This is a genomic window from Nocardioides sp. REDSEA-S30_B4 (assembly GCF_001627265.1).
Lineage (GTDB): Bacteria > Actinomycetota > Actinomycetes > Propionibacteriales > Nocardioidaceae > Nocardioides.
Map to the genome: position 1 here is coordinate 53980 of NZ_LUPI01000098.1, position 19336 is coordinate 73315.

Genomic DNA, 19336 nt, shown 5'->3' on the forward strand with positions numbered 1-19336 from the left:
TTGCCCGCAGCGCGGGAAAGGCGTCAATCGCCTGGCTCCCACTTCTTGCTCCGATGCGACCTGGCGAGGCGGCCCTCGTCGTGGTTTTCGGGGCCTCAACGCGACACGGTTGGGACTTCTGCACGATCAGGTGACATCTGACGCGAAGACATGCTCGGCCAGGACAGCGCCGACGAGGCGGACGATGGCCTCGCGGGTGGGGAAGATCCCGACGGCGTCGGTGCGGCGACGATCTCGCGGTTGAGTCGCTCGGCGGGGTTGTTGGACCAGATCTGGGTCCACACGTCCTTAGGGAAGTCGGTGAAGGCCAGGATGTCAGCCCGGGCGCCGTCGAGGTGGTCGTGGACCGCTGGGAGCTTTTCGGCGACGTAGTCCAGCAACCGGTCGAACTGGGCGTGCACGGCAGTGGCGTCAGGCTGGTCGTAGACGCTGTGCAGCATCGCCTTGACCGCTGGCCACATCGACTTCGGCGTCACCGACAGCAGGTCGCTGCGTAGTGGGTGCGGCACCGTTGCCAGGCCGCGCCGGGCAGGTTGGCTCCGACCGCGTCGACCAGGCCGGGGTGGGCGTCACTGGTCACGAGCCGGACCCCGGTCAGGCCGCGTACTGTGAGGTCGGCGAAGAATTCGTTCCACGCCGCACCCGTTTCGGATGTGGCTACGCGCATGCCGACGACCTCGCGGTGGCCGTCGCCGTTGACACCGGTCGCCAGCAGCACCACGGCGTTGATGAGCCGTCCGCCCTCGCGGACCTTCATCGTCAGAGCGTCGGCTGCGACGAAGGTGAACGGGCCAGCGGCATCCAGGGGGCGGTGACGGAACTGCTCGACGTGCTCGTCGAGCTCAGCGGCCATCCGCGAGACCTGCGACTTCGACAGCGAGTCGATGCCGAGGGTCTTGACCAGCTTGTCCATCCGCCGGGTGGAAACGCCGGCGAGATAGCAGTCCGCGACCGCGGTGATCAACGCGGTCTCTGCCCTCTTGCGGCGCTCGAGCAGCCACTCGGGGAAGTAGGTGCCCTTGCGGAGCTTGGGGATCGCCACATCGATGGTGCCGACCCGGGTGTCGAGGTCGCGATGGCGGTAGCCGTTGCGCTGCGCCATCCGGCCCGGGGAGGGGCGGCCGTACTCGGCGCCGAGGACCGCGTCGGCATCAGCGGACAGCAGGGCGTTGATCATCGTCTGCAGCAGCGATCGCATCAGATCCGGGGACGCTTCGGCGAGGGCTTCGCCGAGCAGGCGCGCAGGGTCGACAATGTGGGCAGCGGTCATCGTGATGACTCCGTTCGAGTGAGCTGTAGGAGGTGAACTCGAAAGGATCACGCGGTGGCCGCGCCCACGTCTGCCGTACACGCCGGCGACGATCTCGGCGACCGCGTTACACCACTATCGGCGACTCAACTGAGCCTGCGCCGGCTAGGCGGTCGGGGGCCGCCTGCTTCACCGCCTATAAGCCGTGAAAGCTCAGGCGATCCGTGCACCAGACCCGCCCGACCCGTTACCGACTCCCGGTCTTCGCGGCAGTCAGGAGGCGGTCCGGCGCGGAAACGCACCGTAATCATTCCGGCGGTCGGTGCCACCGCCTCGGCCGGGCATCGTCTCTGTCGACGGTTCGGACCCGCCGACTGCGCAGGAGCATCCTGATGAGGCGTGACTCCGTCCGCGAGCCGCGGATCCAGGAAGGATGCCGCTCAGTCGTACGAGGCCCGGCTTGGCGAGGGACAGGGCTCCCAATGAACCCCGCTGACCTGCGGAGCAGCCGCGTCCCAGGCCAAACGGTGAAGGCTCCTCGAAGACGGCTCAACAACAAAGGCCGCATGGCAGCCCGGCGGGGCGGTCCACGGAAGCGCGAGGCGCCAAGTGAGATCACGCGAGAACTCGAAGGCCACGTCGGCGCTGAGCCTGTTCAGTAGCCGCGCCGCTTCAACTTGTTTCTGGTTGCAGCTGGGAGTGGGGCCGGTGAGCCGCGCAACCAATGGTGCGCTGAGCAGATGCACCCGCGCAGTTGCGGTGTCCCAGGGAACCGCGAGCTCGACTCGCTAGGTCTGGGGGTTCTCGGGGTAGTAGGGCTGGCCTGCGTAGTGAACGGCAGCGCAGGCGACAGAGTCTGCGAACCCGGTCTCTTCTGCCACCGGGGAATCTCCTGCTGGGCAACGGAGTGAACATGCCGTCGTCGTCGAGGACGAAAACCAGCCCGGACACCAGTTCGACGGTGCGTCGCAGCCGTTCCGCTGCCTCCGAGCACGTGATCGGTACGCCGTGGCGTGCAACATTCCGGGCGGCCTCCGCCGTTCGTCGACGTCGGTGCGAGGGGTGCTCATTCCTGGCCTCCCCACAGTAGGTCGAGGTCGGGTTCGTGGATGACGTCAAGGCGCTTGTCGGCGGCGTAGGCCGCGGGCTCGGGCACGACCAGGCGTCGCAGCTGTCGCTCGGTGGCGCTGTGTTGCACCGGGGTGTCGTCGTCGTGGTTCATCGGGGTCCTCCTCAGCGGCCCGGGGTCGGGCGGTCGGTGACGGGCTGCGTGCCCGGGATGTCGCGCTGCTGGCCGGGTGGCTTGGGGACGAAGGACTCGTCTAGGTCGGCGGCGATGTCGCGCATCTGGGTCTGGTATCGCTCCCACTCGCGGGGGTGGATGCCGTTCTGCAAGGCCGAGGCGACGATGGCGGCCATGGAGCAGGGCCGGTCGGCGGGCACCTGGTCGAGCGCGCACCAGGCCTTGGCGCCGTCGCCGTGCAGCCAGCTGGCGAAGCCGAGCATGGAGGCCGGCGCCGCGCGGACCTCGTCCGGGCCGCGGCGGGTGAGGTCGGTCCAGATGGCCATGTGGAAGGTGGAGTTCTCCCGACTCATGTCCTCCCAGAGCGCGTCCCGGGTGCTGATCGTCTCCAGCGCCACCAGCATCCGCGCGCCGTCGACGTCGGAGAGCCGGTTGCCGTCGGCGTGGAACTGCTCGAGGCGGTCCAGTGCCCAGTCCCGCTCGAGGGCGGGAGGGCTGTCCGCGGCCGCGGCCCGGGCCGCGGGGAGGAGCTGGGCGATGGGCTCGCGGTCGCCGACCATCGAGGCGGCCAGGGACTCGCGGCTGGCGGCCGGCTGGGCGGCGCCGGTGAGCACGGTCGCGGCCGCGATCCGCTCAGCGGTCGAGGGGGTCTGCAGCCCGGTCTGGCCGGTGTTGAACTCGCGCCAGCGCTCGCCGTCGGACCACAGCCTGATGTGGGTGGTGATGCCGACGTCCTGGAGACGGTTGGACAGGTGCTGGCTGGCCAGCTCGGCGCTGCGGCGGTCCTCGGTGATGCAGATGATGGCGAGGCGGGCACCGGGCCGGGCGTGGCGGCCGTACGGGCCGCTGAGTGCGTCCCAGACCTCCTCGCGATCGGCGGCGGTCCGGGGCAGGTCGACGCGGGTGATCGGCAGTCCGGGCCGGAAGGGCACCAGGACGATCGACTCCTCGGGCTTGAAGCCGAGGACGTGCGGCACCGCGGCGAGCAGCTCGTCCGGGGACTGAACGACGAGATCCATTGGAGCGAACCTCCTCAGCTGGCCTGGGCCGCGTGCGGGGCGCGGTCGATGCGCGCGGACACGTACTTGAGCGAGATGCCGACCTCGCCGAAGCGGTTGTCGACGACCACGACGTCCTTGGTGCGCTTCTCGCCGGTCTCCTTGTCCGGCCAGCTCTCGGTGCGCTCGAGGCCGTGGACGAAGATCGGGTCACCGGATCCGCAGCTGTCGTGTACGTGGGTGGCTGCCGAGCCGAAGATCTTGACGTTGTGGGCGGTGGGCTCGTCGCTGACCCACTCCCCCTGGTCGTTCTGGATCCGGCGGTTGACCAGGACGCGGCAGGTGACGAACGGCTTGTTGTTCTCCCGGGTGTGGTGCAGCTCCGGTGCCTCGGCCAGGTTGCCGGCGAAGGTGACGGTGGTGGACATGGCTTCCTCCTAGGTGACTGCGAGACGTTGATCGGTCCCGCAGTCACCTAGGTGTCATCCAGGCCCGGCAGCGATCACACCGGCCGAAGTCGTTTCCACCGCTCGAGCTCGGCGGGCGGCCAGCGGGAGATCACCCAGGGGACGCAGAAGCGCCCCGACCGGCTCTCGGGTACCGGATCGGGGCGCTGGGAAGCACGCTAGGACGAGGTGCCGACCCAACTGCCGGCGTCGTCCTCGCCGGCTACCGGGCAGGCCGGCGCCGCGGCGGTCGGTTGCTGAGCTTCTGCGGTGGCGGCGGCAGGTCGCGGCCCAGCCGCCGGCGGGCCTCCTCGGCCGCGGCGATCACTGCCTCCTGGGCGAACGCCGAGCGGGCGAGCATCCGGCCGAGCTCCTGACGGTCGGCCACGAGCGCGTCTTCGACCGCCTCGATGGTCGAGGCGGGCAGGTCGTGCTTCTTGTTGAAGCTCTTGCGGGTCACGCTGACCAGGGCGGGATGCTTCTCACCCGCGGCCGCGAGTTCGGACCGCTGCTGAGGTGAGCGCCGGGCGTGGAGTTCGAGCGCCTGGGCGAGCCAGCCGACGAACGAGCCGGGTGACTCGGCGTCGGTGTCCAGGTCTGCGAGGTAGGCCGATCGTGCGAGGTCCCACACGCCGGGTTTCCAGTAGATCCCGACCGGGATCGTGGTCTGGCTCGTCACCTGATCACTCCCCTGGTGTCGTCCGCCGGCGTCGAGCTGCTGCGGCTAACACCAACGCCGCTGCATTCCCGGTCGAGGCCCTGCTCAGCCGTTCCCACCCTCGCTCGATTCCTTCCGTTCCAGCCAGCTACGAGGTGCAGCCGCGCCGCGCCGCCGCAGCAGAGTCCGCGCCCGTGAGGCCGGGCTTTCCCCACCCTCGCCGGGCGCCCACCTTTCCACAGGTTCGCCCTGTGGCCCGGTAGGCGTCGGCCCCCGCTGGGAGACTTAGTCCTGTCAGTTCTTTCTATTCTACTCACGGAGGACAGCCGCATGACCCACACCATCCAGACCCCCGCCGACACCGCCGCCGACGAGGCCACCGAGGCCGCCGAGCCCGTCCAGGCTGAGGAGTTCCTGTACCTCGACCCCGCCGAGATCATCATCGGCAGCAACGTCCGGACCGACCTGCGCCCCGACCACAAGGAGTTCCGCAAGTCGATCAAGGAGCGCGGCGTGCTGGAGGCCGTCACGGTCTACTGCAACGAGGCCGGCCAGTACGTCCTGCTGCGCGGCCAGCGCCGCACCGTGACCGCCGCCGAGGTCGGCACCCCCACCGGCCTGATCCCGGCCCGCGTCGTGCCCCAGCCCGCCGACGCCGACCGGATCGGTGACCAGATGGTGGAGAACATTCACCGCGCCGGGATGCGCGAGGCCGAGATCGTCGCTGGCGTGGAGCAGCTGGCCCTGCTCGGCGTGAGCGCCGCGCAGATCGCCAAGCGCACCAGCATCGACCGCCCGACCGTGAACGCCGCCCTGGCGGTCACCAAGGCCGACCAGAGCCGCAACCGGCTCGACTCCGGTGACCTGACGTTGGAGGAGGCCGCGATCTTCGCCGAGTTCGAGCACGACCCCGAGGCCGTGCAGCGCCTGGAGAACGCCAAGCGGTGGCGTCGCTCGCTCGCCCACGAGGCCCAGCGGCTGCGCGACGAGGCCGCCGAGCGCGAGGCCGACGCCGCCGAGGTCGAGCGGCTGCGCGCCGAGGGCCTGCCGGTGCTGAGCGCCGAGGAGGTCGCGGAGGCCGACGAGGTGCTGCGCATCGAGCGGCTGGTCACCGAGGACGGCGAGCCGCTGCCCGAGGAGGAGTGGCCCAACGTTCCCGGCGCTCGCGTCCAGGTCGTCAAGGAGTGGGTCTACCCCGAGGACGAGTACGACGAGGAGAGCGAGGACGGCAGCGACGAGGAGGACGACGATTACGAGCCCGCCGAGCCCTACCAGCAGTACGTGCCGGTGTGGGTCGTCACCGACCTCGCCGCCTCCGGCCTGCGTCGTCGCGGCGGCGGGTCCGGCAGCACCACCGCCGACAGCGGGGACGAGAGCGAGAGCGAGGAGGATGTCGAGGCCCGCCGTGAGGAGCGCCGCCGCGTGATCGCCAACAACAAGGCCTGGGCGAGCGCGGAGACGGTGCGCCGCGAGTGGCTGGCCGGGTTCGTGGCCCGCAAGACCGCCCCGAAGGGAGCCGAGGCCCTGATCTGCGAGGCCGTCGTCACCGGCCACCACTCGCTGAGCAAGGCCATGGACCACCGGCACCCGATGATCTTCACGCTGCTCGGGATCGACGTCCCGACCGGCTACTACGGCGCGGGCCACGACGAGTGCCACAAGATCGCCACCAAGGCGAGCACGCCGAAGGCCGCGACCATGACCACCCTCGCCGCGATCGTCGCCGCGTGGGAGGCCACGACCGGCAAGCACTCGTGGCGCAACCCGACCGCGTGGGATTCCCGCGTGCTCGGCGCGCTCGTGGAGTGGGGCTACCAGCCCAGCGAGGTCGAGCGGATCCTGCTCGGCGAAGAGCCGCAGCCGAGCACCGAGGACGACAGCGACGACGACGCCGACGAGGCCAGCGACAGCGCCACCTGATCGGCTCCCCCTCCCCCACCTGAGGGCGGTTCTTCCTGTGGAGAACCGCCTAAGTGGAATAGAAACCATAGAATGAAGTCAGATCGTTTGATTCCGACACAGGGAGGACCCCGACATGTCACACGAGATCGAGACCCACGGCACGCAGGCAGCAGCCGTCTTCGCCCGCAAGGACGCCTGGCACCGGCTGGGCACCACCGTCCGTGACCGCGCGTTCACCGCCGAGGAGGCCATGAGGCTCGGCCACCTGGGCGGCTGGGACGTCCGCAAGTTGCCGCTCACCACCGCCGAGGTCAGCGAGGGCGGCGTCACCGCCATCGAGGTCCCCGGCTTCGCCACGGTGCGCACCAACCCGTTCACCGGAGCGCCCGAGGCGCTCGGCGTCGTCGGCGGCGGCTACACCCCGCTGCAGAACGAGGACCACGCCGAGTTCCTGAACCTGCTGGCCGACGAGTCGGGCGCGATCTTCGACACCGCCGGGTCGCTGCGCGGCGGGCGGCAGGTGTTCATCACGATGCAGCTGCCGGACTCGCTCACGGTCGGCGGCAGCGACCGCGTCGACCTCAACATCGCCGCGCTCAACAGCCACGACGGCTCAAGCGCGTTCCGCATCCTCGTCACCCCGGTCCGCGTCGTGTGCGCGAACACCCAGAGCGCGGCCCTGCGCAACCACGAGTCGTCGTTCTCGATCCGGCACACCCGCAACGCCAAGGCCGCCGTGCAGGCCGCCCGCGACGCGCTCGGGCTGACGTTCACCTACGTCGACGCGTTCCAGGTCGAGGCCGAGCGGCTGATCCAGCAGACCATGACCGACGCCGCGTTCGATGCCCTGATCGACGCCACGTTCGGCAAGGCCGAGGCCAACGCCACCAAGCGAGTCCGCGAGACCGAGCGCCGCCGCCGCTCCCGGCTGCACTGGCTGTTCGCCGACGCCGACACCCAGGCCGGCATCCGCGACACCGCGTGGGCCGGCTACCAGGCCGTGGCTGAGTACGTCGACCACTACGCCCCGGTCCGCACCAAGGGCGACGAGCACGCCGCCCGCGCCACGCGGGGGCTCACCAGCGACGACCCCGACCGGATCAAGCGCCGCGCCTGGACCGCGCTCGCCCCGGCCTGACCGTCCGCCAGTTCCTGCGGTGGCGGGCTGAGACCCCGAGTCCGGCCCGCCACCGGCTCAACCGAAGGAGGAGCCATGACCGACACGACCACCCACGCCAGCGCCGCCCCGGCGACGCCCGACACCACGCCGGTGGAGTGGCACACCGTGGACGCCGACGACCGCTGGCCGGGTCGCTGGACCGCGCACACCGCCAGCGTCCACGCCCATGGGCGCATCTACCTGATCCGGATCACGCCCGGTGACCACGCGACCTACCTCGCCCCGGGGTTCTACGCCGACATCGGCGGCGGCTACGGGCAGCGCTGGGCGATCAACACCCGCACGCTCGACGAGGCCAAGCGCCGCGCGATCGAGGACGTCCTGCGATGAGCCAGCCGACCGCCACGCCCGCCGACGTCGACGCCAGCGCCGCCAAGGACCGGCACACCCTCAGCGAGACGGCCTGCGACCTGATCGTCATCGAGCACCGGCTGCGCGACGTACGCCGCTGGACCCCCGAGGCCGCCCGCGCCCACCTGGACGCGGCCCTGTCCAGTGTTGCCACGGCACTGGACGCCCTGCACGCCGAGCACACCCACCGCACCACCGAACAGGAGCAGTTATGACCGAGCAGACCCAGCCCGACCCGACCGGCACTGTGATCAGCGCGGACGACCAGCGCGCCATCCGCGTAGCCATGAACGCAGTTCCCTACGCGGCTGACCTTCGCGTGCCGATCCCGCCACGCGGAGACCTCAGCGCCCGCGACGTTGTCGCCTTCCTCGACGGCCTGCGGGAGGTGCTGACCGAGGTCGCCGCACGAGCCGACGATCAGCACCGGCGTCTGCTCACCCTGGAGGCCGACGTGGGGGCGTTCCGCCGCCTCATCGGCACCGCGCCCGCCGAGGTGACCCCATGAGCGCGCACATCGAGTGGCTGGCCGCTCGCGAGACCAGCGTCCAGGTGTTCACCCCCGGCGAGGACTGGGTGGGTGCCGGTGAGCATCGTCAGCCGGTCCTCACCCTCGCCGGTGACGACGTGGTGGCGATCCAGGGCACGCCCGCCGAGTTGCGGGCGCTGGCCGCCCGGATCACCGCCGTGGCGACCGCCGCATCCGGGCGGCTCGACCTCGCCGCCCGGGAGGACCAGCCCGCATGAGCGACGACGCCACCCTGCGCGCTCTGGAGGCACGCGCCACGCCCGGCGCCTGGACTCCGGATGGTGACAAGATCCGCGCCACCGCCGCCGACGCCCTGCTGCCCGACAACATCCTCGTGGCCTACTACACCGGGCACGACCACCGGCTTGGCCTCAAGACCACCGGCCATGCCGCCGATGTCGAGTTCATCGCCGCCGCCCGTGACGCGCTCCCCGACCGTCTCGACCGACTCGACCGCATCCGCGATCTTCACGCCACGTGGGGCGAGCAGTCGCCCGAGGACGCTGACGGCTACCTCGACCTGTGGGAGACGCTCGGGGGCCTCCTCGACGGCGAGCCCGCCTGACCCTCAGGCCGCAGGCCGCCCGTAGCGCTGTCCGCTGCGGGCGGCCTTCTGCGTCCGCCCAACCTCACCAGAGCGTCAGTTGCTCGCCCAGCAGCTCCTGGAGCCGCGCGAGGTCGTCGGCCACCAGCTGCGGGTCCTCGCGCGCCAGGTCGCGCAGTTCCCGCGCCCGCCGTCGCGGCCCGCGCGGATCGGCCAGCGGGCAGTACGGCAGCCGCCGCTGCACCGACCACTCCCGGCGGTTCTGCGCCGCGCTCGATACCACGACGTGATCCGGTGCGATCCGCTGGCACAGCGGGTTGTGACACCGATGCCCGAGCAGCCGCGCCTCCGCGAGCGCGTCCACCCCGTTCATCACCGCGAACGCGAACCGGTGCGCGATGATCACCCGCCCTGGCGCGTACCAGAACCGGCCATGTCCGCCGCCGTCCGTGCGCTCACGATCGGACCGACCGGCAACCGCGCCGGTCCACCACAGACACTCGCTCCCCGGCACCGTGGCGACCTTCGTCCGGTACCGCGCGAGCACGGCCGGATCGGTGATCGCTGCCGCGACCGCCGCGAGGCCGGCGTCATCCAGCCGACGAACCGGCACCCGCTCCCCCACTCCCAGCGGTCGCCAGCGCCGCATCGTCGCCGCCCTGCGCGCCGTCACGGTCGCTGTCCTGGTCGCCATCGTCGCCTGCCTGCGGCTCACTGGCGAGCCGCCGCAGTCGCGTCGCCTCGCACGACCAAATCGGACGCCTGACGTCTCCAGGCGACCGCCTCGAGCGCCAGCCCTGGCCCCAACCCCGGGCCACAATGAGCCGCCAGCGCGAAGGTTTTCGGGACATAAACGCGACACAAGGCTATGTGACTCAAGAAACCAAGTGGCCCCTAATCTGCGTTTCCGCAGGTCAGGGGCCACTTTCTTGTAGCGGGGGCAGGATTTGAACCTGCGACCTCTGGGTTATGAGCCCAGCGAGCTACCGAGCTGCTCCACCCCGCGTCGGTGAACCCAACGTTACACACCGGCTCCGGACGGGCCAAATCGGGGGTCTCGTGGCTCGCTTCGCTCGCACCACGACCAGCGGGAGTGGCCAGCGAGTAGAAAGTGTGGAGCCTCGGATCAACCCGGTTGATCCGAGGCTCCACTTTTCTCTGTAGTGGCGTACGCCGTCAGTTGCGCAGCTCCAACGCCCGGCCGATGAGCTCCTGGGCCCGCTCGACCTGGGTCTGGTACTCCGCCAGGTCGCCGTCGGCCAGCGCCTGGTCCGCGGCCTCGAAGGCGGCCTCGGCCCGCGTGAGCAGCTGGTCGATCTGCTGGGCGACCGAGCCCTCCAGCGGCTCCTCGCGCTCCTCCGGGTCCTCGGTGCCGGGCTCCGGGTCGGGCTCCGGGTCCGGGGTGGACGGGACCTCGCCTCCGGACTTCTCCAGCAGGTCCTGCAGCGACTCGCGCAGCGTGGAGCCGATGCCGATGTCGTCGCCGTACTTGGTGAGCACGAAGCGCAGGATCGGGAACGCGGCGTCGGAGAGCTGGCGGGCGGCGTAGACCGGCTGGACGTACATCAGTCCGTCGTTGACCGGCAGCGTCAGCAGGTTGCCGTAGACCGGCCGGGCCCCCGAGCGGTCGAACTGCGCGAGCTCGAAGGCCACCTCCTCGTCGGAGGCGAACTGGTTGGCCACCAGGTTCGGGCCCGGCGTCTGCTCGTTGGGCAGCTCCAGCACCCGCATCGTGCCGTAGGTGTCGGACGTCGCGTCGGAGTCGACGGAGACGAACGAGGCCAGGTTGTTCTTCTGGTACGGCACGTAGACGCTGGTCAGCGAGAACGTCTCGTCCTCGCCCTCGACGGTCGGCTCGTCGACGAAGAGGCGGTACGGCGGCTGGAACGTGCGCTGCGCGTACGGGTCCTCGGGGACCTCCCAGCGGTTGTTCGACTGGTACCAGTCGCTGGGGTCGGTCACGTGGTAGCGCGCCAGCTGGAAGCGCTGCACCTTGAACAGGTCCTCGGGGTAGCGCAGGTGCTCGGTCAGCTCCTCGGGGATCGACTCCTTGTCCTGGACCGTGCCGGGGAACGCCTTCTTCCACGCCTGCAGCAGCGGGTCCTCGGTGTCCCACTCGTAGAGCGTGACCGTGCCGTCGTAGGCGTCCACGGTCGCCTTCACCGCGTTGCGCATGTAGTTGATCTGGTCGGTCGGGATCGTCTGCAGACCGGTCGTGGTGTCGGCCAGCGCGTCGTCGATCATGTCGGAGTAGGAGTCCTTCTCCGCCCCGGGGAACCGGTCGGTCGTGGTGTAGCCGTCGAGCACCCACAGGATCCGCCCGTCCACGATCGCGGGGTACGGGTCGGAGTCGACGGTCAGCCACGGCGCGACCTTCTGCAGCCGCACGGTCGGGTCGCGGTCGAAGAGCACCTGGGAGTTGTCGTTGACGCGGCCCGAGAGCAGGAAGTTCGGCTCGCCGAACTTGATCGCGAACATCAGCTTGTTGAAGGTCGAGCCGACGCTGGCGTCGCCCTCGCCCTCGAACGTCGTGGTCGAGCCGTTCTCCGAGCCCTGCAGCGGCAGGTTCAGCTCGTAGTCCTCGGCGTCCTCGCTGGGCTTGCCGACGATGGAGTAGTCCGGGCTCTGCTCGCCGTAGTAGACGCGGTCCTCGTAGCCGCCCGTGGCCTCCTGCAGGTCGTCCTCGGAGGCCTGCGTGCCCTGCGCCCACTCCAGTCCGGCGTTCTCGTCGCCGACGGACTCGGTGTCGAGCTGGCTGCGGTCGTCGCGGCCGCGCTGGTTGGCGTACGCCGCGATGATGCCGTTGCCGTGGGTGTAGACCGTCGCGGTGTTGGTCCAGTTCTGGTCCGGGATGCCGTCGACGTTCAGCTCGCGCACGCCGAGCACCAGCGCGCGGTCGGTGCCGTCGATCGGGTAGCGGTCCACGTCGAGCACGGGCGCGACGGAGTAGTAGGCACGCACCTGCTGGGTCTGCTCGAAGGCGGCCCGCACGACCTGCGGGTCGACCAGCGGGATCGACTTGGTCTGCCCGTCCAGTGACGCCAGCGTCGCGCCGATCGAGGCGTCGGGCGTGTACGGCTCGATCTCCACGTCGGTCAGGTCGTACGCCGCCCGCGTGGCCTCGATGTTGCGCCCGATGTAGTCGCGCTCCCGGTCCAGCTCGGAGGGCCGGACCTGGAACTGCTGGACGAGGCCGGGCCAGATCATGCCCAGCAGCACCGCGGACAGCGCCAGCAGCGCGACACCGACCGAGGGCAGCATCCAGGTGCGGCGCCAGACGTTGAGGAAGAACAGGATCGCGCAGATCACCGCGATGCCGATGAGGATGTTCTTGGCCGGCAGCACCGCGTTGTCGTCGGTGTAGGTGACGCCGGTGATCAGGCTGCCGGTCTCGGTCGGCAGGTCGAAGCGGTCCAGCCAGTAGTCCACGCCCTTGGCGAGCACGAACAGCCCGACCAGCAGCGAGAGCTGCGCCTGCGCGGCCCCGCTCATCCGCTCCCCGGCCGAGGACTGCAGCTGGATGCCGCCGTAGAGGTAGTGGGTCAGCGCCGCGGCGATCACCGAGAGCACCAGCACGGCCATCGCCAGGTCGGTCAGGAAGTGGTACCAGGGCAGGTCGAAGACGAAGAAGCCGATGTCGCGGCCGAAGTAGACGTCCTCGCTGCCGAAGTCACCGCCGTTGCGCCACATCAGGTAGGTGCGCCACTGCCCCGCCCCCGAGGTGCCGGTGAAGACCAGCAGCACCAGGCCGATGCCCAGCACCACCAGGCGGCGGATCGGGGTGACGGCCTCGCGGTAACGGCCCATCCCGTTGGGGTCGCCCATGCCGACGAAGATCGGCCGCAGCCGGTAGGCCAGCACCACGTTGAGGCACACCACCAGCGCCATCAACAGGCCGGTGACGACGAAGAGCCCGATCCGGGTCCAGATCAGGGTCGTGAACACCCCGGCGTACCCGCCGGAGACGTACCACAGGCGGTCGGTGTAGAAGCCCGAGAACGTCGTCAGGCCCAGGAAGGCCGCCACCAGCACGACGGCGGTGATGACCAGGGCCCGCGATCGCGGGTTGCGCGCCGCGGGGGGCGGCACGTCGGGGGTCTCGGCGGTGTTGCTCACGTGCGGTCGTTCTCCTCGTGTCCGTCACCGTGCTCGTCGGTGAGCGTGGCGGTCAGCAGCTCCAGCAGGGCGGGCACCAGGTCAGCGCCCCCCACCACCTTCGTGTCGTCGTCGTGGCTGCGGAAGCGCATCGCGCAGTACGTCGCGCCCGCGCGCGTCGCACCGGCGACCATGCGCAGCTCCTGGCGGGCCGGGTGCGCGGCGGCGTACGCCGCAGCCTCGGCCGGGTCCTCGGGGATGTCGCCGTCCGCCTCGGGCGGGAGCACGAAGCGCTCGACCACCGCGGCGCAGCCGGTGACGTCCGCCGGCCAGCTGATCGTCTCCAGCGCGCGCTCCAGCGGCACCGACGCGCTCAGGCCGTCCTGCTCGACCGGGGTCAGCGACCCCTGCGAGGTGGCGTCGTCGAGGCCCATCGCCGCGGCCAGCGCCGGCTCGCGCTCGACCAGCTGCTTGGTGTCGACGAGCGCGAAGAGCCGCGCCGGGCGGTCCCACCCCTCGGCGGCGACGTGCTGCTCGATCTCGAGCACGGCGGCCGCGAGGGCGGGGTCGACGTCGAGGTCGCCCACCCGCGGGGTCTCGGGGCCGTCCTGCTCGACGTGCGGCTGGTCGTTCACTGGTCCTGCGTCTCCTCACAGCTGGGCAGGTCGGCGTCGCGGTCCTCGCCCCAGGCCTGGACGGACTCGAGCGCGTCGTCGAAGGTCTCGACCCGCACCAGGCGCGGGTCGCCGTCGTCGACGCCCAGGGCGTCGGCGCAGTTGGCGGCGGGCACGAGGAAGAGCTCGGCCCCGTCGCGCTCGGCGCCCGCGATCTTCTGCTGGATGCCGCCGATCGGCCCGACGTTGCCGTCGAGGTCGATGGTGCCGGTGCCGGCCACCGCTCCCCCGCCGGTCAGCGAGCCGCGGGTGAGGGTGTCGTAGATGGCCAGCGAGAAGATCATCCCCGCGGACGGTCCGCCGATGTCGGGGTCGATGTTGACGGCCACGTCGAAGGGGAAGCGGAAGCCCTGGCCCGGGGTGAACCCCACGCGCTTGACCCCGTCGTCCTCCACCCGCGGCTCGATGGTGACGATGCGGCGCTTCCGGTCGCGCTCGACCACCAGCGCGACCGACTCGCCGTCCTTCGTGCGGCGGATCGCCTTCACCAGCATCTCGGCGTCGGTGACCCGCTGCCCGTTGACGCGCAGCAGCACGTCGCGCACCTCCAGCTCGCCGTCGGCCGGGGAGTCCGGGACGACGTAGGCGACCTGCAGCGTCGGCTCGACGTCGTAGTCGAGGGCGCGCAGCGCGTTGGCGATCGCGACGTCCTGGCTGGTGACCATGGACACCGCGCCCTCGCGCTGGTCCTCCTCGGCCGTGACGTCCTCGGGGTGGACGTAGTCGTAGGGGTAGACCGCCTCGTCGTCGTCCCACCAGGCCGCGATCAGCTCGGGCAGGGACAGCTTGTCGTCGACACGGCTGACGCTGACCGTGGTCAGGCGCAGCTCGCCGTCGTCGCGGTAGGACTTCACGCCGCGCACCGCGACGGTCTCCGAGCCGCCGGGCTGGTCGAGCACGTCGACGGTCGGGCCGGGGGCGTAGGTCGCGTAGGGCAGGTCGGTGAAGAGCGCGGCCACGAGCAGCGCGAGCACCAGCGGGACCGCCAGGAGCCCGGCGAGGGTGCGCTGCGACATGCGCTCACCCTCTCATCCCGGGCAACCCGGGACGGTCCAGGTCCGGCTCAGGTCCGGCGGGAGCGGCGTACGGCGATGCCGGTGCTGCGGTCGCGCTCGGGCCGCGCGGCGGCGTAGCGCAGCGGGGTCTCCCGGCTCAGGCCCTTCTCCAGGCGCTGCAGCAGCACCTCGCGGTCGGGCTCGCGGCGCTCGCGACCGGCCCAGCCGGCCCAGCACATCGCCAGCACCGTCACCACGGCGGCCGGCGCCAGCCAGAGCAGGATCTCCACCTGCTCACGGTAACCCTCAGGGGGTCCCGACCCACTCCTCCACGCCGTCGGTGAAGCGCTGGTGCTTCCAGATCGGCACCTGCGCCTTGAGGGTGTCGATGAGGTCACGGGAGGCGTCGAACGCCTGCCCGCGGTGAGCCGCGCTGGTCGCGACGACCACGGCGATGTCGCCGATGGCCAGGGCCCCGGTGCGGTGCACGGCCGCCACCGCGCGTACGTCGTGGCGTGCCGCGACCTCCTCGCAGACCTCGCGCAGGCGGCTCATCGCCGTGGGGTGGGCGGAGTAGTCGAGCGCGGCGACGTCACGACCGCCGTCGTGGTCGCGCACCCGCCCGACGAACACCGTCTCTCCCCCGGCGGCCTCGTCGCCGACGGCGTCGAGCACCTCGGCCACGTCGAGGGGCGTGTCACGGATGTCGACCAGGCGCACCCGCGCAGCCGTCCCCGAGGTCTGCGGAGCGATGTCGGGAGCGGTCTCGGGAGCGGTCTCGTCCGGCGTCACCCGGGCAGCGTATCCAGTTGGCCGGGCGGCGTACCGTTGGCCGCATGAGCACCGGCGACGACCGCCCTCACGACGGTTCCGGAGACGGGTCCGACGACGAGTCCCGAGGCGAGCAGCCCAACCCGTTCAAGGGCACGCCCTTCGAGCAGCTCTTCGGCCAGATGGGCGGGGCCGGTGGGATGGGCGGCATGGGCGACCTCGGCGAGCAGCTGAACCGCTTCAGCCAGCAGCTCGGCGGGCAGATGCCCGACCTCACCCAGCTCTTCGGCCAGATCCAGGCGATGATGGCGCCCCACGACGGCCCGCTCAACTGGGACCTCGCGCTCGACACCGCCCGCAAGACCGTCGCGCAGGACCCCGACCCGAGCCCGACGCAGAAGCAGAAGGACGCGGTCGCCGACGCCGTACGACTGGCCGACCACTGGCTCGACGACGCCACCGAGCTGCCCTCGGGCATCACCAGCACCACCGCCTGGTCCCGCGCCGAGTGGGTCGTCGCCACCTCCGACACCTGGCGCCACCTCGTCGAGCCCATCGCCAAGCAGTCGGTGGAGGCCCTCTCCTCGGCGCTGCCCGAGGAGGCCCGCGCCATGTCCGGCCCGCTGGTCGGCATGCTCGGCAAGGTCATCGGCGGGATGCTCGCCGGCCAGACCGGCTCCGGCATCGGCACCCTGGCCAAGGAGGTGCTCAGCGTCTCCGACGTCGGTGTCCCGCTGGCCCCCGCCGGGAAGGCCGCGCTCGTGCCGGCCAACGTGACCGCCTTCGCCGAGGGCCTCGACGTCACCGAGGACGACGTGCTGCTCTACCTCGCGCTGCGCGAGGCCGCCCACCAGCGGCTCTTCGCGGGCGTCCCGTGGCTGCGCGAGCACGTCGTGGGCGCGGTGACCGACTACGCCCGCGGCATCCAGGTCGACACCGACGCGATCCAGTCGCGCATCGAGGAGCAGATGCGCGGCATCGACCCCTCCGACCCCGCCTCCATGCAGGGGCTGATCGAGGGCGGCATGTTCGAGCTGCCCAAGTCCCCGCTCCAGCAGGCCGCCCTGCAGCGCCTCGAGATCGTCCTCGCCCTGGTCGAGGGCTGGGTCGACGAGGTCGTCGGCCAGGCCACCGCCACCCGGATGCCCGCGGCCGGCAAGCTGCAGGAGGCCGTACGCCGCCGCCGCGCCGCCGGCGGTCCCGCCGAGGAGACCTTCGCCGCGCTCGTCAAGCTCGAGCTGCGCCCGCGCCGCCTGCGCGACGCCTCCACCCTGTGGGGCTCGCTGCGCAGCCGTCAGGGCATCGAGGGCCGCGACGGGGTGTGGATGCACCCCGACCTGCTGCCCACCGCCGCCGACCTCGACGACCCGCTGGGCTTCCGCGCCGACGCCTCCGCGCCCGACGCGATGACGGAGGAGGACTTCGACGCCGGGCTGCGCAGGCTGCTCGGCGGCGAGGACACCACCGGCGACCACGAGGACGGCGGGGACAGCAGCGGGGACAGCAGCGGGGAGTGAGCCTGCACGCCGACGCGCTGGCGGTCCTCACCGACTGGCACGCCCCCACCCCTGCCCAGGAGGCGCTGCGGGTCCGCTACGTCGAGCACCTGCGGGCCCAGCCCGAGGGCACGTGGCGCCACTGCTTCCCCGACCACCTCACCGCCGGGACCCTCGTGGTCGACGCGACCGCCGACCACGTGCTGCTCAACCTGCACCGCAAGGCGCGTCGGTGGTTCGCCTTCGGTGGTCACTGCGAGCCCGGTGACACCTCCCTGGCCGGCGTCGCCCACCGCGAGGCCCTGGAGGAGTCCGGCCTCGCCTCCCTCGACTTCGACCCGGTGCCGGCGCACCTCGACGAGCACGCGGTGGCCTTCTGCGACCCGCGCGGGGAGGTGCACCACCTCGACGTCCGCTTCGTCGCCCGGGCGCCGGACGCCGCCGAGCCCAGCACCAGCGAGGAGTCGCTGGACGTGCGCTGGTGGCCGGTCGACGGGCTGCCGGACGGCCTGGAGGCCGAGATGCACGACCTGATCGCGATCGCGCGGGCCCGCACCCTCGGTCGACCGCTGCGCTGAGTCCGCCGCTCAGTCGATCGACTCCCCCGGCGGGTCGTCCAGCTCCGCGGCCGCGGACCAGCCCAGCAGGTAGCCCTTGGCCTTCTCGGCCTGCGGGTAGCGGTCCACCCACGCCCAGAACCCGTCATTGTGGTGCGGCTCGATCAGGTGCGCCAGCTCGTGGACCAGGACGTAGTCAGTGACCCACGTCGGCATCCCCTGCAGCCGCGCCGAGAGCCGGATCGTCCGGTCACCCGGCGTGCACGAGCCCCACCGGGCCGACTGGTTGTCGACCCAGCGCACCGACTCGGGGACGGCGATGCCACCGAAGTAGCGGTCCGAGAGCGACACCGCGCGCTCGAGCAGCTCCTCGTCGCTGGGGTTGCGCCTGGCCTCGGCGCGTTCGACGCGGGCGACCATCGTCTCGACCCACTCGGCCTCCTCGGCCCGGGTCAGGGTCGCCGGGACGAGCACGACGATGCGGTCGCCGTCGCGGTAGGCGGAGACGGTACGACGGCGGCGCTTGGACCTGCGCACCTCGACCGCCGCCATGCTCGGACCCTAGCCTGCCTCGACGGGACGACCGGCCCATTCGAGCAGCCGGTCCTTCGGCCAGGTCGTCACGATCCGGTCGGGGTCGATGCCCGCGGCCTCGGCCCGCTCCGCGCCGTACGCCAGGAAGTCCAGCTGACCGGGCGCGTGGGCGTCGGTGTCGATGGCGAACAGGCAGCCGATGTCGCGCGCCAGCTCCAGCAGCCGCGTCGGCGGGTCGCGGCGCTCGGGCCGGGAGTTGATCTCCACCGCGGTGCCCGTCTCCGCGCAGGCCTCGAAGACCGCCCGCGCGTCGAACTCCGACTCCGGTCGCTTCCCGCGCCCGCCCGTGACCAGCCGGCCGGTGCAGTGCCCCAGCACGTCCACCAGCGGGTTCTGCACCGCGGCGACCATCCGCCGCGTCATCGCCGGGGCGTCCATCCGCAGCTTGGAGTGCACGCTGGCCACCCGCACGTCGAGCCGCTGCAGCATCTCCTCGGTCTGGTCCAGCGAGCCGTCGTCCAGGATGTCGACCTCGATGCCCTTGAGGAGGGTGAAGCCGGAGCCGTCGAGCTGACCGTTGACCGCGTCGACCACGTCGAGCTGGCGGGCCAGCCGCTCGGCGGAGAGCCCGCGGGCCACCTTCAGCCGTGGCGAGTGGTCGGTGAGCACTTGGTACTCCCGGCTCAGCTCCAGCGCGGTGAACGCCATCTCCTCGATCGGCGAACCACCGTCGGACCAGTCGGAGTGGGAGTGCAGGTCGCCGCGCAGCTGGCCGAGCAGGTCGTGGCCGCCGGCGGTCAGGTCTCCCCCGTGCTCGGCCTCGAGCCGGGACAGCCTCTCGGGCATCCGGCCGCGGACCGCGTCGGACACCACGGCGGCCGAGCTCGCACCCACGCCCGGGATCGAGGAGAGCGTCCCCTGCTCGACGTGGGCAGCCACGTCGTCGGGGTCCAGCGGCAGCAGCGCCGCGGCGGCCCCACGGAACGCCTTGACCTTGTAGGTGTCCTCGCGACCGCGCTCGAGCAGGAAGGCGATGCGGCGCAGCGCCGCGATCGGCCCGTCGTCGTACGCCGGTGAGGTCATCTCTCGCTCCTGTCCACCGCTCGTCCCCAGC

21 protein-coding genes, 1 tRNA gene and 1 pseudogene are annotated in these 19336 nt (G+C 71.4%); 9 read left to right on the top strand and 14 right to left on the bottom strand.

What is annotated here, in order from left to right; genetic code table 11:
* Positions 1-153: 153 nt before the first annotated feature.
* From A6R01_RS16910 to A6R01_RS16930, 5 genes and pseudogenes are all read right to left on the bottom strand, one after another.
* Positions 154-1270, bottom strand: a pseudogene (locus A6R01_RS16910) (IS256 family transposase); the annotation flags it as partial.
* Positions 1271-2315: 1045 nt separating this feature from the next.
* Positions 2316-2471: a hypothetical protein gene (locus A6R01_RS16915; RefSeq protein WP_257424473.1), complete on the bottom strand. Its 156-nt coding sequence runs from the start codon at positions 2469-2471 to the stop codon at positions 2316-2318.
* A gap of 11 nt (positions 2472-2482) precedes the next feature.
* Positions 2483-3511, bottom strand: a complete 1029-nt coding sequence (locus tag A6R01_RS16920; RefSeq protein ID WP_292608404.1) for a DUF4192 domain-containing protein — start codon at positions 3509-3511, stop codon at positions 2483-2485.
* Positions 3512-3525: 14 nt separating this feature from the next.
* Positions 3526-3918, bottom strand: a complete 393-nt coding sequence (locus tag A6R01_RS16925; RefSeq protein WP_179530437.1) for a single-stranded DNA-binding protein — start codon at positions 3916-3918, stop codon at positions 3526-3528.
* Between the two features lie 241 nt (positions 3919-4159).
* On the bottom strand, positions 4160-4615 hold the full coding sequence (locus A6R01_RS16930; protein ID WP_179530436.1) for a hypothetical protein: 456 nt from the start codon (positions 4613-4615) through the stop codon (positions 4160-4162).
* A 309-nt stretch (positions 4616-4924) separates the two neighbouring features.
* Between A6R01_RS16930 and A6R01_RS16935 the strand changes: the two genes are divergently transcribed.
* The 7 genes from A6R01_RS16935 to A6R01_RS16965 all read left to right on the top strand — a co-directional run bounded on the left by A6R01_RS16935 (position 4925) and on the right by A6R01_RS16965 (position 9121).
* Entirely contained in the window at positions 4925-6514 is a 1590-nt protein-coding gene (locus A6R01_RS16935; protein WP_179530435.1) for a ParB N-terminal domain-containing protein, read from the top strand.
* A 115-nt stretch (positions 6515-6629) separates the two neighbouring features.
* Positions 6630-7634: a DUF932 domain-containing protein gene (locus tag A6R01_RS16940; protein ID WP_292608406.1), complete on the top strand. Its 1005-nt coding sequence runs from the start codon at positions 6630-6632 to the stop codon at positions 7632-7634.
* A gap of 75 nt (positions 7635-7709) precedes the next feature.
* Positions 7710-8006 carry a hypothetical protein gene (locus A6R01_RS16945; protein ID WP_292608409.1) on the top strand — a complete coding sequence of 99 codons (297 nt, stop codon included), beginning with the start codon at positions 7710-7712 and terminating at the stop codon, positions 8004-8006.
* A complete protein-coding gene (locus A6R01_RS16950; protein ID WP_179530432.1) occupies positions 8003-8242 on the top strand; it encodes a hypothetical protein in 240 nt (79 codons plus the stop codon). The genes A6R01_RS16945 and A6R01_RS16950 overlap by 4 nt, the downstream gene beginning before the upstream one ends.
* Positions 8239-8535, top strand: coding sequence for a hypothetical protein (locus A6R01_RS16955; RefSeq protein ID WP_179530431.1), 297 nt, complete (start codon positions 8239-8241; stop codon positions 8533-8535). The genes A6R01_RS16950 and A6R01_RS16955 overlap by 4 nt, the downstream gene beginning before the upstream one ends.
* Positions 8532-8774: a hypothetical protein gene (locus tag A6R01_RS16960; RefSeq protein ID WP_010832688.1), complete on the top strand. Its 243-nt coding sequence runs from the start codon at positions 8532-8534 to the stop codon at positions 8772-8774. Before A6R01_RS16955 ends, A6R01_RS16960 begins: the two co-directional genes overlap by 4 nt.
* Positions 8771-9121: a hypothetical protein gene (locus A6R01_RS16965; protein WP_292608412.1), complete on the top strand. Its 351-nt coding sequence runs from the start codon at positions 8771-8773 to the stop codon at positions 9119-9121. Before A6R01_RS16960 ends, A6R01_RS16965 begins: the two co-directional genes overlap by 4 nt.
* 64 nt (positions 9122-9185) lie before the next feature.
* On the opposite strand, the gene A6R01_RS16970 is transcribed toward A6R01_RS16965, so the two are convergent.
* From A6R01_RS16970 to A6R01_RS17000, 7 genes are all read right to left on the bottom strand, one after another.
* Positions 9186-9773 (bottom strand): hypothetical protein, encoded by a 588-nt coding sequence (locus tag A6R01_RS16970; protein ID WP_292608415.1) that lies wholly within the window; start codon positions 9771-9773, stop codon positions 9186-9188.
* Positions 9774-10032: 259 nt separating this feature from the next.
* Positions 10033-10106 (bottom strand) — tRNA-Met (locus A6R01_RS16975).
* Positions 10107-10276: 170 nt separating this feature from the next.
* Positions 10277-13216, bottom strand: coding sequence for a UPF0182 family protein (locus A6R01_RS16980; RefSeq protein ID WP_292608418.1), 2940 nt, complete (start codon positions 13214-13216; stop codon positions 10277-10279).
* Positions 13213-13830: a PPA1309 family protein gene (locus A6R01_RS16985; protein ID WP_292608421.1), complete on the bottom strand. Its 618-nt coding sequence runs from the start codon at positions 13828-13830 to the stop codon at positions 13213-13215. The genes A6R01_RS16980 and A6R01_RS16985 overlap by 4 nt, the downstream gene beginning before the upstream one ends.
* The gene (locus A6R01_RS16990; protein WP_292608424.1) at positions 13827-14885 is read right to left on the bottom strand and encodes a S16 family serine protease; all 1059 of its coding nucleotides are present in this window, start codon (positions 14883-14885) and stop codon (positions 13827-13829) included. The genes A6R01_RS16985 and A6R01_RS16990 overlap by 4 nt, the downstream gene beginning before the upstream one ends.
* 47 nt (positions 14886-14932) lie before the next feature.
* Positions 14933-15154, bottom strand: coding sequence for a hypothetical protein (locus A6R01_RS16995; RefSeq protein WP_292608427.1), 222 nt, complete (start codon positions 15152-15154; stop codon positions 14933-14935).
* A gap of 16 nt (positions 15155-15170) precedes the next feature.
* A complete protein-coding gene (locus tag A6R01_RS17000; protein ID WP_292608481.1) occupies positions 15171-15617 on the bottom strand; it encodes a molybdenum cofactor biosynthesis protein MoaE in 447 nt (148 codons plus the stop codon).
* An 83-nt stretch (positions 15618-15700) separates the two neighbouring features.
* Here A6R01_RS17000 and A6R01_RS17005 point away from each other — a divergent pair, with 83 nt between their 5' ends.
* A complete protein-coding gene (locus A6R01_RS17005) occupies positions 15701-17152 on the top strand; it encodes a zinc-dependent metalloprotease (protein WP_292608430.1) in 1452 nt (483 codons plus the stop codon).
* A complete protein-coding gene (locus A6R01_RS17010) occupies positions 17149-17709 on the top strand; it encodes an NUDIX domain-containing protein (protein ID WP_292608432.1) in 561 nt (186 codons plus the stop codon). Before A6R01_RS17005 ends, A6R01_RS17010 begins: the two co-directional genes overlap by 4 nt.
* A 9-nt stretch (positions 17710-17718) precedes the next feature.
* Here the strand turns inward: A6R01_RS17010 and A6R01_RS17015 are convergent, their stop codons facing one another.
* Both A6R01_RS17015 and A6R01_RS17020 read right to left on the bottom strand, forming a co-directional pair.
* On the bottom strand, positions 17719-18240 hold the full coding sequence (locus tag A6R01_RS17015; protein WP_292608434.1) for a M48 family metallopeptidase: 522 nt from the start codon (positions 18238-18240) through the stop codon (positions 17719-17721).
* Positions 18241-18249: 9 nt separating this feature from the next.
* Entirely contained in the window at positions 18250-19305 is a 1056-nt protein-coding gene (locus tag A6R01_RS17020) for a PHP domain-containing protein (RefSeq protein WP_292608438.1), read from the bottom strand.
* Positions 19306-19336: the final 31 nt, after the last annotated feature.